The 16,303-nt window shown below is 49.8% G+C and carries 11 protein-coding genes; 7 read left to right on the top strand and 4 right to left on the bottom strand.

All coding sequences use genetic code 11. The annotated features are described in order from the left end of the window. Positions 1-240: 240 nt before the first annotated feature. Entirely contained in the window at positions 241-894 is a 654-nt protein-coding gene (locus ACXAG2_RS16925) for an SDR family oxidoreductase (protein WP_474843330.1), read from the top strand. 86 nt (positions 895-980) lie between these two features. Here ACXAG2_RS16925 and ACXAG2_RS16920 read toward each other — a convergent pair whose 3' ends face one another. Genes ACXAG2_RS16920 through ACXAG2_RS16910 form a run of 3 tightly spaced genes read right to left on the bottom strand, consistent with a single transcriptional unit; the run spans position 981 to position 4,230 of the window. Further along, a complete protein-coding gene (locus tag ACXAG2_RS16920) occupies positions 981-1,907 on the bottom strand; it encodes a sugar phosphate isomerase/epimerase family protein (protein ID WP_474843328.1) in 927 nt (308 codons plus the stop codon). Then, on the bottom strand, positions 1,904-3,631 hold the full coding sequence (locus tag ACXAG2_RS16915) for a GMC oxidoreductase (protein ID WP_474868912.1): 1,728 nt from the start codon (positions 3,629-3,631) through the stop codon (positions 1,904-1,906). The genes ACXAG2_RS16920 and ACXAG2_RS16915 overlap by 4 nt, the downstream gene beginning before the upstream one ends. Positions 3,632-3,645: 14 nt before the next feature. After that, positions 3,646-4,230, bottom strand: coding sequence for a gluconate 2-dehydrogenase subunit 3 family protein (locus ACXAG2_RS16910; protein WP_474868910.1), 585 nt, complete (start codon positions 4,228-4,230; stop codon positions 3,646-3,648). Positions 4,231-4,773: 543 nt separating this feature from the next. On the opposite strand from ACXAG2_RS16910, the gene ACXAG2_RS16905 reads away from it, so the two are divergent. From ACXAG2_RS16905 to ACXAG2_RS16890, 4 genes are all read left to right on the top strand, one after another. Then, on the top strand, positions 4,774-7,785 hold the full coding sequence (locus ACXAG2_RS16905; RefSeq protein ID WP_474868908.1) for a TonB-dependent receptor: 3,012 nt from the start codon (positions 4,774-4,776) through the stop codon (positions 7,783-7,785). Positions 7,786-7,915: 130 nt separating this feature from the next. Beyond that, entirely contained in the window at positions 7,916-8,905 is a 990-nt protein-coding gene (locus tag ACXAG2_RS16900) for a LacI family DNA-binding transcriptional regulator (protein ID WP_474868905.1), read from the top strand. 45 nt (positions 8,906-8,950) lie between these two features. Next, entirely contained in the window at positions 8,951-10,873 is a 1,923-nt protein-coding gene (locus ACXAG2_RS16895; RefSeq protein ID WP_474843318.1) for a sialate O-acetylesterase, read from the top strand. A 110-nt stretch (positions 10,874-10,983) separates the two neighbouring features. Beyond that, positions 10,984-12,795 carry a sodium:solute symporter family protein gene (locus ACXAG2_RS16890; protein WP_474868903.1) on the top strand — a complete coding sequence of 604 codons (1,812 nt, stop codon included), beginning with the start codon at positions 10,984-10,986 and terminating at the stop codon, positions 12,793-12,795. 42 nt (positions 12,796-12,837) lie between these two features. Here ACXAG2_RS16890 and ACXAG2_RS16885 read toward each other — a convergent pair whose 3' ends face one another. Continuing rightward, positions 12,838-13,398, bottom strand: a complete 561-nt coding sequence (locus ACXAG2_RS16885; protein ID WP_474847444.1) for a DUF3237 domain-containing protein — start codon at positions 13,396-13,398, stop codon at positions 12,838-12,840. Positions 13,399-13,479: 81 nt separating this feature from the next. Between ACXAG2_RS16885 and ACXAG2_RS16880 the strand changes: the two genes are divergently transcribed. Beyond that, positions 13,480-14,055 (top strand): uracil-DNA glycosylase family protein, encoded by a 576-nt coding sequence (locus tag ACXAG2_RS16880; RefSeq protein WP_474868901.1) that lies wholly within the window; start codon positions 13,480-13,482, stop codon positions 14,053-14,055. Positions 14,056-14,228: 173 nt separating this feature from the next. Beyond that, positions 14,229-16,301 (top strand): putative bifunctional diguanylate cyclase/phosphodiesterase, encoded by a 2,073-nt coding sequence (locus tag ACXAG2_RS16875; RefSeq protein WP_474868899.1) that lies wholly within the window; start codon positions 14,229-14,231, stop codon positions 16,299-16,301. Positions 16,302-16,303 lie beyond the last annotated feature (2 nt).

The following is a 16,303-nucleotide window of genomic DNA, read 5'->3' as shown; positions in this document are numbered from 1 at the left end:
GTATACGGGCAATTTTACCAACAAAAACCGGTTTCAGGCCTTTGTTGGTAAGGGTTTGTGAAGCATAGCTGGAAGACAATTTCAGCTCATGTTTAATAAAGGGCTACGTTTCATCGCACCGGTTGATCTTGCCTCACTCCGCTGAGTACCAATCTTGTACTTATGATTTTTTTGCCCTTCTTCCAAACGGGCAAGCCTGAGCGACATACGCCGGGCGATAATCTGAAAGAGGAGTAAATCATGGCAAACGTATTTATTGTTGGTGCAGCAGGTAAAGTGGGTTCACGTTTAGTGAAGCGGTTAAGTGACACCGACCATCAGGTCACGGCCATGCACCGGAAGCCGGAACAAAGCGACAGCCTGACCGGGCTGGGAGGGAAACCCTGTCTTCTTAGCATTACAGATGCCAGCGTCGACAGCTTAGCTACAGCAATGAAAGGCGCTGATACCGTGGTGTTCTCCGCCGGTGCCGGTGGTGCCAGTGTGGAGTTAACGAATGCCGTAGACGGTGAGGGACTGGAAAAGTCGGTAGATGCCGCGCAGGCTGCCGGTGTGAAGCGTTTCATTCTTGTGTCGGTATTCCCGGATGCCGGCCGGGGCAAACATATATCAGAAACCTTTGAAAACTACATGCGGGTGAAGCGTCTGGCGGATGTTTACTTAGCGCAAAGTAAGCTGGACTGGGTCATCCTCCGGCCGGGCACGCTTACGCTGGAAGAGGGAACCGGAAAGGTAAATGCCGGACTCGCCATTAAATATGGTGATATTTCAAGAGATGATGTGGCTGAAACGTTGCTGGCTATTATCGAAAACGAGGGGATCAGCCGTAAAATTATCGAGCTGACTGAAGGTGAAACTCCGGTCAGGGAAGCCATCGCGTTGGTTCCGGACTGATTACGGATACTAAGTAGTAAATTATGCTGGCACTCTGCACCTGTGCAGCAATGCACAGGTGCAGAGAATACAGCATCAGCGTTTAATTACTCTGCAATGATGGCGTCGAAGCCGGCTTTAGAGGCGGCTACAGCGTCCATAGGAGAAAGTCCGTCAGGATAGACTTCCTGTTCAATGACAATCCATTCAGCACCACCATCTAACACTGTTGCACGGTAAATCGCAGACCAGCTTATGTCGTCTTTGCCGATAATGGGCAGCAAGTCACTGTCTTCCAGTACATCGGATTTAAAGTGAGTGGTTAATGTTCTGCCGGGATAGCGACGAACGAAAGCAATGGGATCTTTGTCAGCGTGTACTGTCCAGCCCACATCCTGCTGCAAAATGACTGACTCAGGCGTATGACTGGCTATATAGTCGAAATAGCTGGTATCGCCGTAATCAGCCCATTCCTGAGCATGGTTATGAAAACCAACCTTCATGCCATAAGGTGCCAGCGCTTCAGATAAATCAGTAAGTTCCGCAGCGAATGCTTTAACATCATCACCGTTAAATGCGCGGTCATCCCAGGGAATGATCAGAGCATCAATACCCAGCGCCTGATAAAACTCAACGGTGTCTTCCAGGTTATCCGTTAACTGCGGAGTTTGTACGTGTGCACCACTGGCCGTTAAACCAATGGAAGACAGATACGCTTTTAAGCCGGCAGGATCTTCTGCGTAGGGGCCGAAGTCGCCTGCGAATTCAACACCGTCAAAACCAAGAGCTGCAAGCTTTTCCAGCGTGCCTTTAAAGTCGTCTTTTAATGCGTCTTTTACCGACCACAGTTGCACGCTGATTTGCGGAGCAACAAAAGCTTGTTCTGTCTCCGGGGCTGCTACCTGTGCAGCCGGTTCAGATGCAGTTTGCGTGTTCTGAGCGGGTTGTTCACTGCAACCACCCAGCAATGCTGTTGCGCCAAGGCCAATAGCCAGAGCGACAGGAGAGAGTCGCTTCATTGTTTTAGTCATCATAGTCGTCCTGATTTGAATTCTTTTACTGCGTAATCAACTGCTCTGGCAGTAATTGCCATAAAGGTTAACGAGGGATTTCCCACGCCAGTAGAACAGAAACTGGCACCGTCTGTCACAAATAAATTCGGTACGTCATGAGCCTGGTTATAGCCGTTTAAAATAGAATCTTTCGGGTCCCGGCCCATTCTGGCCGTTCCCACTTCGTGAATAGCCAGGCCCGGCGCCTGACCCAGAATACGCTGTTCAATATTATTGAAGCCGGCTTTTTCCATCATCGAAGAGGCCACTTCCAGCGCACTTTGCATCATGGCATTTTCGTTATCTGACCACTTGCAGTTAATATTTAACTGGGGAATACCCCATTTGTCTTTTTTGGAACTGTGCAGCGCCACCTGATTATCGTGACGGGGAAGCATTTCTCCCTGAGCCTGCAGGCCAATTCCCCAGCCGCCAGGATTGTGTAACAGTGATTTAAAGGACTTCCCAAAGCCATCCATACTGCCCATCGATTGCCAGTCAGCCCGTGATGCACTGCCAGCTAACGCATAACCCCGTTTGAAGTCTTTGTGGTAGCGCCCGGGTTCATAATGGAAGTTAGGAATATACAGCGATGCCGGTCTTCGGCCGGAATAATATTCTTCCTCATAGCCGTCAATGCTGGCGGTCACCAGTGCATTGTAATTGTGGTCCATCAGATAATGGCCAAGTACGCCGGAGCTGTTAGCAATACCGTTGGGGAATTGTTTAGATGTGCTGTTCAGCATTATCTGAGTGGTCCCCAGAGTGGAAGCACATAAGAACACCACTTTGGCGTAATATTCCCGCTGTTTCAGGGTATCGTTGTCGATAACACGTACACCCTTCACGCGATTGGTTTTCTCATCATAGATGAGGCTTTCCACCACGCTGTTTGGGGCAATGTACAGATTACCTGTTCTGGCTGCAGCGGGCAGGGTTGCGCTTTGTGTTGAGAAGTATGCACCCAGCGAGCAGCCTTTCTGACATTCGTTTCTTGCCATGCACTGTGCACGGCCCATTTCCAGATGGATTTTCTGCGGCTTTGTTAAATGGGCGCAACGGCTGATGATGACCGGTTTATCCGGCTCCGCTTCCGTCATTTTTGCGGTGAAATCCAGCTCGGGTTTTGTCATTTCAAACGGCGGTAAAAATACGCTGTCCGGCAATTGTGGCAGGTTGGCCGCAGCCCCGCTGATCCCCACGAACTTTTCTACATACTCATACCAGGGCGCTAAATCCTTGTAGCGGATGGGCCAGTCATTGCCGTGGCCGTCTTTCTTATTCGCTTCAAAGTCGAAGGCACTCATACGGTATGACTGACGGTGCCAGAGTAACGATTTACCCCCCAGCTGATTAGCTCTGATCCAGCTGAAATCCGTCCCTTCCTCTGTACTGTAAGGATAATCTTTATCGTTACCAAAGAAGTGTTTTGTCCCGTCATGGAAGGCGTAACACTGCTTTTGAATTTTGTATTGCTCATCAGCAAGTTCTTTTGCCACCTTGGTACGGTTGGCATATTCCCAGGGCGGTACGGCTTCTGAGATATAGTCTTTGCGGTGTTCAACAACACGGCCACGCTCTATCATAAGCGTTTTCATGCCTTTTTCGGTCAGCTCTTTCGCCGCCCAGCCTCCGGTCACGCCTGAACCAATTACGATGGCATCATAAACTTCTGAAGATTCATCTATATACATTTCTTTGTTCATTTCGGTACTTCCGGCTAGTAATAAGCTTTAGAGCTGTAAGCGCTGCCCACAGAGGCGAGAGGCACTGAGCCTTTAAAACCCCCGGGTACAGGCAGGTAGGTCAGTTCTTTTGTCGCGCCCGGCTGAGATGTGTAATAACCAAACACGATCAGGCTTTTAAGAAACTTGAACGTGCCCTTTTGAGCGGCAGAAAAGGGGGCTTCTGCTTTCTCCAGGGCAGTTAACAAGCGCAATTGGGACGCTTCGTTCAAGAGGGAAAACTGTTTAGCGCCAAAGGATGTGGCGTTCTTATCAATGCTGGCAAGCAGTGCGAGAGCTGACTGCTGTTCCTCTTCGTCGTACACCACGCTTAACTGATGATCGATAAAGTGGTGACACATGACCTCAGCAGCACCGGGTGTGCTGGTTTGAGGAATAGTCAGCGCGCAAATCCGGCGCAGGGTTTCTAATGCATTGACGCTCAATATTGCCGGTGAAGCCGCAGTGGCATCGCCTCTGAAGTGTTGAGCGGCAGCGATGGCATTGCCGCTTAGCAGGGATGCTGCGCCAATGCCCCCTACAGCGGTAAGTGTTTTAAGAAGTTGTCTTCGATTCATCATGGGGCTTGAAAATCCAACTGGTATCCGGAACGTTTTATTTTTGTGATGCTGTGTAAATTGATTTAACAATTTGTGGTGTACCTTAGCGTATTTATGTAACCGGTTTCAATAATTTATGTGTTTTGTTGTTAGGTTTAATTTTAAATTATTGAATAATAGATGTTTGTTAGTTTTTGGTGCGGTTTTTGTTGCTGATAACGGTTTCTTAAACTGAATAGCGTTCCGTGGTTTCGTCTGAAAAATAAAACCATTCATCGTGAAGTTTATCAGGCTTAATCCGCCATTTTGAGGCATAAAAAACCACCTTTTTAATAAGGCTGATTTTGGTTAAGTTTAAGAATTACATGGTTTTTTGAATCATGTTAATTACGAGGATACACTGCCTGCAATTTAGGTTGTGCTGTAAAATTGCTGTTATTGAAAAGTAAGTTTTAATGTAATAGATTGCCTCTGCCTGAAAACGGTTACATTACGGGTGTGGTATCGGGAGGACACGAAATTGCACCCTTTTTAAGAAAATTTTTTCGCAATTAGGGACCAGAGATGAAAGAGACATTTGCCGGAAAACATGGCGTGAAACGTTCGGTGTTGGCATTGTGCGTACTAGCGGCCATCCAACCTGTAACAGCCTTCGCACAAGAGACAGAAGTACCTGATGACAGTGATATCGAAGTGATTAACGTCAGCGGTATCCGGGGCTCTCAGGAAGCTTCCATTTTCAACAAACGAACGGCAGCCACTGTTGTAGACTCTATTGCTGCAACAGATATCGGTAAACTGCCGGATGTAACAATTTCAGACTCTTTGCAACGTATTTCCGGTGTGCAAATTCGCCGTACTGCGGGTGAGGGTGGTTCACTCAATATCCGGGGATTACCTCAGGTAGTCACTCAGCTGAACGGTGAACAGTATCTTGGTGCAAACTCTGTTGTATCCACTCAACCTAACTTCAGCGATATCCCGTCACCTCTGTTCCGTGGTGCTGATGTATTTAAAAATGCCACAGCCAATCTGGGCAATGCCGGTATCACCGGTACTGTTAACTTAAAAACTTATCGTCCGTTTGATTTTGAGGAAGGCTCTACCTTCAGCGGTGCAGCAGAAATGCAACGTGGCGATGAAACTAAAAAGAACGATCCTAATTTTTCTGCATTGTATAACTGGCAGAACGGCGATGTGGGTTTCATGATCTCCGGTACCTACGCCAATGTGAATCTGGCGAACTCTTATAATGGTATCAATACCGGCAGCCCGGGCGATGCCGGCTGGACCGACCGCACCAGTGCTGCGGAAGTTGGCGTGGACGGCCGTGATGGCCGCGTTATCTTAGGTTCACAAGGTTTTTCTGCCTGGAATCAAGGCACTGAACGTGAGCGTCTGGGCCTGAACACATCCATGCAGGTTGATTTGGGTGAAGGTTTTGTTTTCACTGCAGATGTGTTCTACACCGAGCAGGAAGAATACAACCGTAAAGTCGGTTTAAGTGCAACCAACAAGTGGGGCCCCCGCGGCTGGTTTACGCCAACGCAGGAACGTGCCACCGGTGCAATGATTGACGGCGGCGAAATGTATTCCTGGCAAACGGCTGAACTGTACCCGTCACGTCTGAAGTCATTCACTCAGAACGATGTGTACAACAACAGTTCTACCAACATTAACCTGCAATTAGATTACGATAACGGTGGCGCATTCAGTGGTCAGTTCCGTGCAATTATCGGGCGTGCCTCGCAGGAACACCGTCACGGTTATAACGAAGGCGATATGACCAACGGGTCAACCACACTGGGCCGTACAACTAACCTGGTTCCGTCTGACAAGTGCGGACCCGATGATGTGGTTGTGGGCGATGACGGCGGCTGTCTGCAAGCTATTAATGCTATGGGCTACAGCGAAAATCCGCATCTGACTTATGACACTACCGGTGAGCACCCTGTGTGGAGCGGCTTTGACCGTTCACTGACCGGCGGCCTGGGCGACGGTGCGACTATTGCCGATTACATGGGCAATTTGTCCAGCTACAACATTGGCGCTTTCAGCTCTGAGAACAATGAAAACTCAGAAGGCGACATCAACGCCTTTAGCATGAAAGGCAAATATTTGTTCGACAGCGGTTACGTGACCAGCATCGAAGGCGGTATCCGCTATGGTAAACGCAGCGCAGACTACGAGCGTTATCACCTGTTTTCACCGGTACAAACCGCCGGCTGTATGGCACAGTGGAAAGCGACAGACGTATTGCTGAATGCTGATGCGCCAGCGTGTTCAGACGGCGAGATGGTAAACGGCGAATTCATGCCTTATGCCGCTCTGGAAAGCATTCCTCTTGATCAGTACAACAACGTGGTACAGGTCACAGACTTCGGCCCTGTTTCCGGTATTCCTGCAATCTGGGCGGTTGATCCTGCAGATTACGATGATCCTGAAGCCTTCCATAACCGCGTTTTCGGTGAATCGGTAAAACAAATCGTTCCCGGTTCCAGCTTCAGCGCTGATGTGGCTGAGCTAAGCTACTTCCTGCAGGCAAACTTCGAAGGCATGGACGGCTTGCTGACCGGTAACGTGGGTATTCGTGTTATCGAAACTGACCTTACTGTGAAGCAGAACATTGCCGGTGATAACCTGCCTTACAGTGGTACCGCTATTGATACCGGCGATGTGGTTTCAAGCCGTGACTATACTGATGTGTTACCAACTCTGAACCTGTCTTACAGCATCACGGACAATGTAATTGCACGTTTTGCTTATTCAGAAAACATGACACCGCTTAACCTGAATCAGTACGGTGAAGGTTTAACGTTAAGCAATGCGTTAGATTCAGTAGAAGGCAGCCCGACACAAGGTCAGTTCATTGTGACCGGTGGTAGCCTGGCGGGTAATCCGCAGCTTGATCCATGGCGCTCGACTAACTACGACGTGTCGTTAGAATGGTATCCCGGTCAGGCCAGTATGGTATCTGCTGCACTATTCCGTGTTGAAATTGACAGTTTCACTGTGAACCAGACGGTAGACATGGAAATGCCGGATGCCGACGGAATAGTACGTCGCAGCGTACCAATCACTACGCTGGTTCAGGGTGACGGTGGTACGCTGGAAGGTTTTGAAATCGGTGCGAAAATCGCGTTCAGTGACTTCATCGAAGGTGAGTCTCTGTTAGCCAGCTTCGGTATGGATACTAACTTCACTTATTCACCCAGTGAAGGTTCCGGTACTGACATTTACGGCGAAGAGAATATGTTTAACGACAACTCTGAGCGTCAGTTTAACGTTATCGGCTGGTATCAGGGCGACCGTTTTGAAGCACGTATTGCTTACAACTACCGCAGCGAACGCTTAGCCGGTCAGGGTGGTTGGGGAGCTTTGAACCTTTATCAGGCCCCGACATCTTATGTGGACATTTCTGCCAGCTACGACATTGATGAGAACTTCTCTGTCTATGCGCAGGGCTCGAACATCACTGGCGAGTACGAAGATTATTACCTGCAATGGGAAGATCAGTACGCCTTCCAGAACTACTATGAAACCCGCTACATCGTGGGCGTAAGAGCGAAGTTCTGAGCTTAAGCAGAAAGTCGTGAAGCGGGGGTACGAATAGTACCCCCGATGTTTTACACTGCATGAATTATTAAAAAAGCGTGAAGGGAGTTTGTTGAATTCCCTTACCATTCCAGCGTAGAAAGTATCGACTATGGCCACTATCCGTGATGTTTCCAGAGAGTCAGGCTTATCAATAGCCACCGTTTCAAGAGCTATCAGTAACCCTGAAATGGTCTCAAAACAAAGTCTCCGCCGTGTGAATCAGGCGATAGAGAAATTGCAGTACCGGCCAAATCTCACCTCTCAAAAATTTCGCTTACAGCGCACTAACACCATTGTAGTGCTGGTACCTAATATCGCTAATCTGTTCTTCGCGCAGTTAATCAGTGGCGTTGAAGATACGGCTGCAAAGCATGGTTTTAATGTGTTGCTCGGTGATACCCGTGACAGTGCCAGCCGGGAGCAGGAATTTATTCAACTGGTGGAAACCCGTCAGGCGGACGGATTAATTCAGCTGACTCCCCACAATGACAAAGCTGTTTTGCCTATTAAAGATGTAAAAGCCGTGAATGCGGCTGGCTGTGCCGGTACCCCTTACTATTCTGTTCGCATCGACAATGAAGAAGCCGCTGCCAAAATGGTGACGTATCTGATCAGTCAGGGCCACCGCCGCATCGGTATGATTTCCGGCCTGAAAGACAACCTTCACTCCATGGCCAGGCAGTATGGCTATAAACAGGCGCTGGAAAATGCGGGCATTGCCTTTGATGAAGAGCTGGTGGTTGAAGGCGACTTTTCGTTCTGGTCCGGATTTAATGCAGTGAAGCATTTCGTCAACATGGACGAGCGGCCTACGGCGCTTTTCTGTGCCAACGATGAAATGGCAATCGGAGCACTCAAAGGCTTAAAAGAGAAAGGTCTGAAAGTACCCGATGACATTTCTGTCACCGGATTTGACGATCTGGATATGGCCAATTACTGCGATCCTCCATTGACCACCATCAGGCAGCCTGCTGTGAGAATGGGGGAAGAAGCTGCCGAATTGCTGTTCCGCATAATTGAAGGTGAACAGCCGAAACTTACCGAATACATTTTACCGTTTGAAATCATTATCCGGGAAAGCACGCGGGCTGTTAAATAGCACTCTTCTTGCTGCGTGCACGCCGGTTTACCTCAGGAAATTAAAATGAAAAAAAGCCTTTTGTGCATGACACTGTCCATTGTCATGTCAGTGCACGCATCCGCAGCAGAAATAGCGACGTTATTTACTGATCACATGGTGTTACAGCGTGACAAACCGGTCAATCTGTGGGGCACAGGTGCGCCCGGCGAAACTGTCCGTGTTGTGATAAATAACGTGGAACAAACCACAACGGTAACTGCTTCCGGGAACTGGACCGTTTCGTTACCGGCACAAGCAAAAGGCGGCCCCTATACCCTTTCTGTGCAGGGCGATAATACCTCGTCATTTGATGATGTGTGGTACGGCGATGTGTGGATTGCCGCCGGGCAATCCAACATGGAATGGGATTTAAAAGACCACGTTACAGGTAATGAAAAAGCACTGGCTGAAGCCGGTAATGCACGCATTCGCCTTTATGATGTGCCAAATACCCTGTCGCCGGAAGTGCAGACCACATTGCCTGAGAGCAAGTGGCAGGTCGCCAATGCCAGCACCGCCGGTGCATCCTCTGCCGTGGCCTGGTTTTTTGCTGAAAAAGTCTCATCAGAAGAAGATGTAATGGTGGGCATTATTGAAAGTAACTGGGGCGGCACACCGGCAGAAGCCTGGATTGATTTGGCGACGGTTGAAACTGTGCCCGGCTACCGGGAACAGGCTGAAGCAGTAAAGCGCAACCCTGACTGGGCAAAAACGCTGCGTGACAACGACACGCGAAATACCGAAAAGTGGCGCCGCATCGACAGTGAAGCCGTAGCATTGGCTACCGGTGCGGCTGAGGTTGATTATGATGACAGTCAATGGCCTGAAGTCACCCTGCCGAACAGTACACCGTTTACTGAATTTACCTGGTTGCGGCATACCTTCACGCTTACAGATGATGATATGTCGAAATCTGTCACGATTAATGTGGGTGACATTGTTCAGAACGCTTTTGTGTTTATTAACGGTCACGTGATTGCGAAAGAAGACTGGCGCAATGGTGATTCACTGCATCACCTGCCAGAAAAGTGGCTGCGGCGGGGAAAAAACGTATTCGCTATCCGGGTGACGAACGACTGGGATAACAAAGCCTATGTGGGCCGGCCGGCACAAATCTGGCGCGAAGTCGGCTCTGAGAAAGTTGATATATCCGGACAATGGCGGGGCACTAATACCATTGAGCCCCCTGTTCCTGAGGTTGAAAACTACACCTTCACTCCCGGGTTTTTGTATAACGCGATGATAAATCCCTTGCTACCTTACCGGGTAAAAGGCGTTATCTGGTATCAGGGCGAAAGCAATGTCGATCGTCAGGAATACTACGCAGACTTATTTAAAACACTGATCAGGACATGGCGCAAAAAGGCGGATGACGGCACATTGCCATTCCTGTTTGTGCAGCTTTCAGCATTTTTGAAACCACAGGCCTTACAGCCCGACAGTGCATGGGCTTACCTGCGGGATGCACAAAAAGAGACGTTATCTCTGCCGGATACTGGCATGGCTGTGTCCATTGATGTGGGTAATCCGGACGACATTCATCCTAAAAACAAGCGGCCTGTGGGCGAGAGGTTATGGCGTCAGGCGGCCCGGCAGGCGTACGGCCATCAGGATATCGTAACGTCAGGGCCGGACTTTTCAGGTATGGATATTAAAGGCGATAAAGTGACGTTACGTTTCAGTAATGCTGAGGGCCTGACAACAACAGAAGGTAACGCACCTGCAGGCTTTATTATCGCCGGTGAAGATAAGCGGTTCTTTCTTGCTGACGCGGAACTGGACGGTGAGAAAATTATATTAACTAATGCGAATGTGAAGAAACCTGTTGCCGTGCGCTATGCCTGGGCTGATTATCCGGTCGTGAATCTGGTGAACGGGGAAGGCTTACCCGCAGTACCCTTCAGAACGGACAACTGGACCGCTTCATCGGTAACCGCAGGGCAGTAGCGTCACACCGTTTGACGGGTTACATTCGTTAATACATTGTTTATTGACGACAACCGGTTTCAAAAAGGTAAAATGGTGACTGAGCCTCACCGGCCTTAATGGAACATGCTATGAAGTTGTCGTCTTTTGACGTTCTCGTCATTGCTGGCTATCTCTGTGTTGTCATTCTGCTTGGAATGGGAATAGCCAGATTTAACAAAAAAAACACAACAGATTATTTTCTCGGCCAGAATAAAATCCCCTGGCCGTTGCTCGGGCTGTCCAATGCCTCAGGCATGTTCGATATCAGTGGCACCATGTGGATGGTGTACCTGCTTTTTATCTATGGTTTGAAAAGCGTATTCATTCCCTGGCTCTGGCCCAGCTTTAACCAAATTTTTCTTATGATTTTCCTTTCCGTCTGGCTGCGCAGGTCGGGTGTGATGACGGGGGCAGAATGGATACGGTTCCGGTTTGGCGAAGGGCGGGGGGCCACGCTGAGCCATATCATTGTGGTTGTATTTGCGTTGATCAGTGTGCTGGGGCTTCTCGCTTACGGATTCACCGGCATCGGCAAGTTCGCTGCGGCCTTCCTGCCCTGGCAGTTAAGTACAGATGTCAGGCTTAACGAAGTGCTTTACGGCGCTCTGATCACCGGGTTTACTGCGCTTTATGTTGTACGTGGTGGCATGGTGAGTGTGGTCTACACAGAGGTGTTACAGTTTTTAGTTATGACAGCGGCCTGCATTGCCATCGGTGTGATTGCAATGATGCAGGTTTCTCCTGGCATGCTGGCTGCAGTGGTGCCTGAGGGATGGACATCACTGTCGTTTGGCTGGCAACTGGATTTGGATTGGCAAACGTTGTTGCCTGAGGCTAATGACCGGATTGCCGGTGACGGCTATTCACTGTTTTCGCTTTTTATCATGCTGGGGCTTTTCAAAGGCATTTTGCAAAGTCTGGCCGGGCCGGCGCCTAACTTTGATATGCAGCGTATTCTTGCTGCGCGCACACCATCAGAGGCGGCTAAAATGAGCGGTTTTGTCAGTATTGTACTGTTATTTCCCCGCTACATGATGGTCACCGGGCTCACCGTACTGGCGCTGGTTTATCTCACGCCGGCTTTAAATCAAATGAACAGCGCTGCAGATTTCGAGCAAATATTACCGCTGACCCTGGCCAATTTTATTCCGTCAGGTCTGCTGGGGCTCATTATTGCCGGGCTGCTGGCAACTTTCATGTCTACCTTTGCTGCCACATCAAACGCCGCGCCGGCCTATGTGGTCAACGATATTTATAAACGCTACATCAATCCTGATATACCGGAAAGAAAGGCGCTGAAACTCAGCTATCTGGTGTCTGTTCTTTTCATCGTCTTCGGTTCGTTACTCGGGTTGTTTGTACCGTCACTGAACAGTATGGTGATGTGGCTGGTGTCTGCGTTATACGGTGGTTACACGGCAGCGAACGTACTGAAGTGGTACTGGTGGCGTTTCAACGGCATGGCATTCTTTTGCGGCATGACGGCGGGAATCATTCTGTCGGTCTTTCTTATGTTCACGGACATTCAGCCGTTGTATGCGTTCCCGTTTTTATTCGGTTTCTGCTTGCTGGTGTGCATTGGCGTCAGCCTGCTCACCCGACCGGATGATATGGGAGTGCTGAAAGCGTTCTATCAGAAAACCCGTCCCTGGGGCTGGTGGCAGCCTGTCGTGCGGGCGCTGCAGGAAGATGGCGTCGCAATAACTGCGAACAACCAGTTTAAAAAAGATGCCGCTAATGTGGTGGTGGGTGTTATCTGGCATACAGCATTAACCGCAGCACCAATCTTTATGGTCATTAAAGCCTGGGAACCCTTCGTTGTCAGCCTGTCTGTGATAGCTCTGTGCACTGCGTGGCTTAAAAAATGCTGGTGGGATCCGCTTAAGCGCACGGTGGAGTGAGAGGCGCAGAGACTTTCTCTGCGCGCAGCATGAGTAAGGCGGTTACTTAACGCGGTAGAAATGCAGGACGACGCTGTTGGCTTTTCGCATACCGGTGGACACGATAACTGACTTATTCAGCCAGGCGTGGGGACTGTCTGAAGCGACTTCCAGTTTTGCGGCAGTACGCATGTAGTAAGACGCTGCAGGCATGTCTTCTCCTTTAGCCAGTCTGGCCAGCACTTCAGGTGAAGCGGTGCGGATCCCTTCATTATGCACATAGATGATTTCGCCGGAGTCGGTTTGCAGGCTGTAATCCGCCACCAGATCAGCGGTTCCGTCCTTTCTCACTGTCTGCCAGTCGGCGCCGCCTCCCAACACCTTTCCATTGAGTTCGGGGCCGCGAAATTCACCGCCATTAATGCCTATAATCCGGCGTTTACCGTATCGTGTCTCACCGACTTCAAGGGGCGGATCAAGTGTTACAACGGCTTCAAAAAGAAACTCAAACTCCGGAGCAGGAATGTCGGCATACTGAGGTGAATCTTTTGCATTGGCTGCCAGAGGAAACAACGAGAATGTTATGATGGCGGCAGACAAGTATTTCTTGAGTAGCGAAGTCATGGATATGTCCTTATTATTTGATGGTTTTTCAGGCAGTTTCATAGTGCCAGAGTTTGAAGTTTATGCAATCAGTGTGGGTCTATGACTGAAACGGATCCGGCCAAATTATTCAGTGACATACACCGTTGCACGCTGTGTGCAGGGGGATTACCTCATGCTCCCCGACCGGTAGTGCAACTGCATGCTGAAGCGAAAATTGTGATTGTCGGACAGGCACCCGGCATCAAAGCTCACGAAAGCCACCAGCCCTGGAATGACGCCAGTGGCGATAAACTTCGCCTCTGGCTCGGGGTGAACCGGTCAGCATTTTATTCGTCTTTATTTACTCACCTTCCCATGGCATTTTGCTTTCCGGGCTACAAGAATGGTGCAGATGCACCACCGCCTAAAATCTGTTCTGCCACCTGGCACAAACCGGTTCTCGCTCAGTTGTCCCCTGAACTCATGATCCATATCGGGCGCTACTCACAGCAATATTATTTTCCGGAGTACAAAACGTTAACTGATGCTGTAGAACAAACAGCATCATCAGGTTCGGATGCTATGGTGCTGCCCCATCCGTCAGGCCGCAATAACCGCTGGCTGGCGAGGAATCCCTGGTTTGAAAAGAGGGTGCTGCCTTTACTCAGAGAGAAGGTTGCAGCGATCCTTGCCTGACGCTCGTCACAGGCCGGCCAGGCTGGCTCAAATGATGAAAACGTATGAAACCGTATACCCATGTTGATCACCGGGCATTTTTCCTTCCCGCATAGCTAATTAGACTTAAGTCTAATTTCCGGTGTTGTGTTCACCGGACAACTGACCTGCCGGTTTATAAAAAAGGAACGAACATGGATGCACAATATCACCCCGGACTTGTTGCGCTCTCACTTGGTGTCGCATTCATTGCTTCCCTGACTGCACTGGATATGGCGGGACGCCTGCGTGCGACCAAAGGCATCGCCTCACATTTATGGCTGACCGGTGGTGCGTTTTCTATGGGCGTCGGGATCTGGTCCATGCATTTTATCGGCATGCTGGCAATGGATATGTCCACCCGGGTGATGTACGACATTCCTCTGACCCTGGTATCTTTTCTGGCAGCCATTCTCACTTCCGGCCTGGCGCTGGCGGTGGTTCGTAACGGTAGTCCGACAGCCGGACGGCTGGCGGTTGGTGCTCTGCTGATGGGAGCCGGCGTGTGCATCATGCATTATGTGGGAATGGAAGCCATGCAAATGCACGGTGAACTGAGTTATGACCCGCTTATTTTTGCCTGCTCGGTGCTGATAGCTGTAGGCGCGTCTGCTGCTGCGCTATGGTTAGTGTTCAGCCTGAACCCGGTCGCTAATCAACGTCCTTCCTTCTGGTTTCGGGTAGCTGCCGGTATGGTGATGGCTGTGGGGATTGCCGGTATGCACTACACCGGTATGGCGGCAACCATTTATCCTGAAGGCATGCATATGATGCCGGTGGATGGCTTGTCTCCCGGCAGACTGGCGGTGTCAGTGGCCTCGGTATCGGTGAGCATTATGCTGAGTGCTCTGGTGCTGTCTATCTACGATACTCACCTGACATCGAAAAACGCTCAACTGGCGGCGTCGCTGAGTGATGCAAACCGTGAACTGAAAAGCATGGTCTACCGTGATTCGCTGACTACGCTCCCTAACCGGTTGCACTTCGAAGAAAAAATCGAGGAATTACTGCAACAGGGGAGTGATTCCTTCAGTGTGTTTTTCGTCGACCTGGACCATTTCAAGAATGTGAATGACTCGCTGGGCCATCATGTGGGTGACTTATTGATCAGGCAATCGGCAGACAGATTACGGGCAGCGGTCAGGGAAACGGACCTGGTTGCCAGGGTTGGTGGCGATGAATTTATGGTGCTCATCCAGGGCAATCCGTCCCGTAAAGTGTCGGATAGTCTGGCGTTTCGCATTGTTGAGTCTCTGCAGCAACCCTTTCAGATTGAAGACATGCTGGTTCACGTATCCAGCAGTGTGGGCGTGAGCATGTATCCTGATCACGCTGCGCAGAAGCATGAACTGATGATTTACGCCGATGCTGCCATGTATGCGGCGAAAAAGTCCGGCAGAAACAATTATGTGTTTTATCAGGAAAATATGACCAGCGGTACAGAGCGCCGGAGCAAAATGGATGAACGTCTCAGACTGGCTCTATTAAACGACGGCCTGAGTCTGGCGTACCAGCCTAAAGTGGAGGTGAGCTCAGGCAAAGTCACCGGTGTGGAAGCTCTGGTCCGCTGGCAGGATGACGTACTGGGAACGGTTACGCCGGATGAACTGATTCCGTTTGCTGAAGATTCGAATCTCATTTTGCCATTGGGTGAGTGGGTGCTCAGAAAAGCGTGTCAGTTTTCAGCAAACTGGGAAAAGGAGTTTGGTGTGGCGCTGCCTATTGCAGTGAATATTTCAGCGCTGCAATTGAGTCACAGAGGATTTGTGGAATCAGTAAAATTAATTTTAGAGGAAACTGGTCTGGCTGCGAACCGTCTTGAACTTGAGCTGACGGAGAGCACGCTGGTGAAGGATCCCAAATATGCGCAGGGCGTTATGTCGGCCTTACGGGATGCCGGGGTGTCATTATCCATTGACGATTTCGGAACAGGTTATTCCAATCTGGCCCAGCTACGCCGGTTCCCTATCGACCGCCTGAAGATTGATAAGAGCTTTATGTCAGAAGCGGTATTTAATGATCAGGATGCGGCTATTGTGAAATCGGTCATTGCGCTGGCAAAAATACTGAACCTTAAAGTGACCACCGAAGGGATTGAAACCGAAGAACAGCTGGAATTTATCCGTTCACTGAACGGGCAGGAATATCAGGGCTATTATTACAGTAAAGCCCTGCCGGCAGACGAACTCAAAACCTTACTACTTAAAAAGCTGGCGCAGGCCAGTTAGTT

Source organism: Alteromonas sp. ABH4_456, assembly GCF_056160645.1.
The sequence above is the reverse complement of the archived record's forward strand: the minus strand, read 5'-3'. Positions and strand labels throughout refer to the sequence as shown.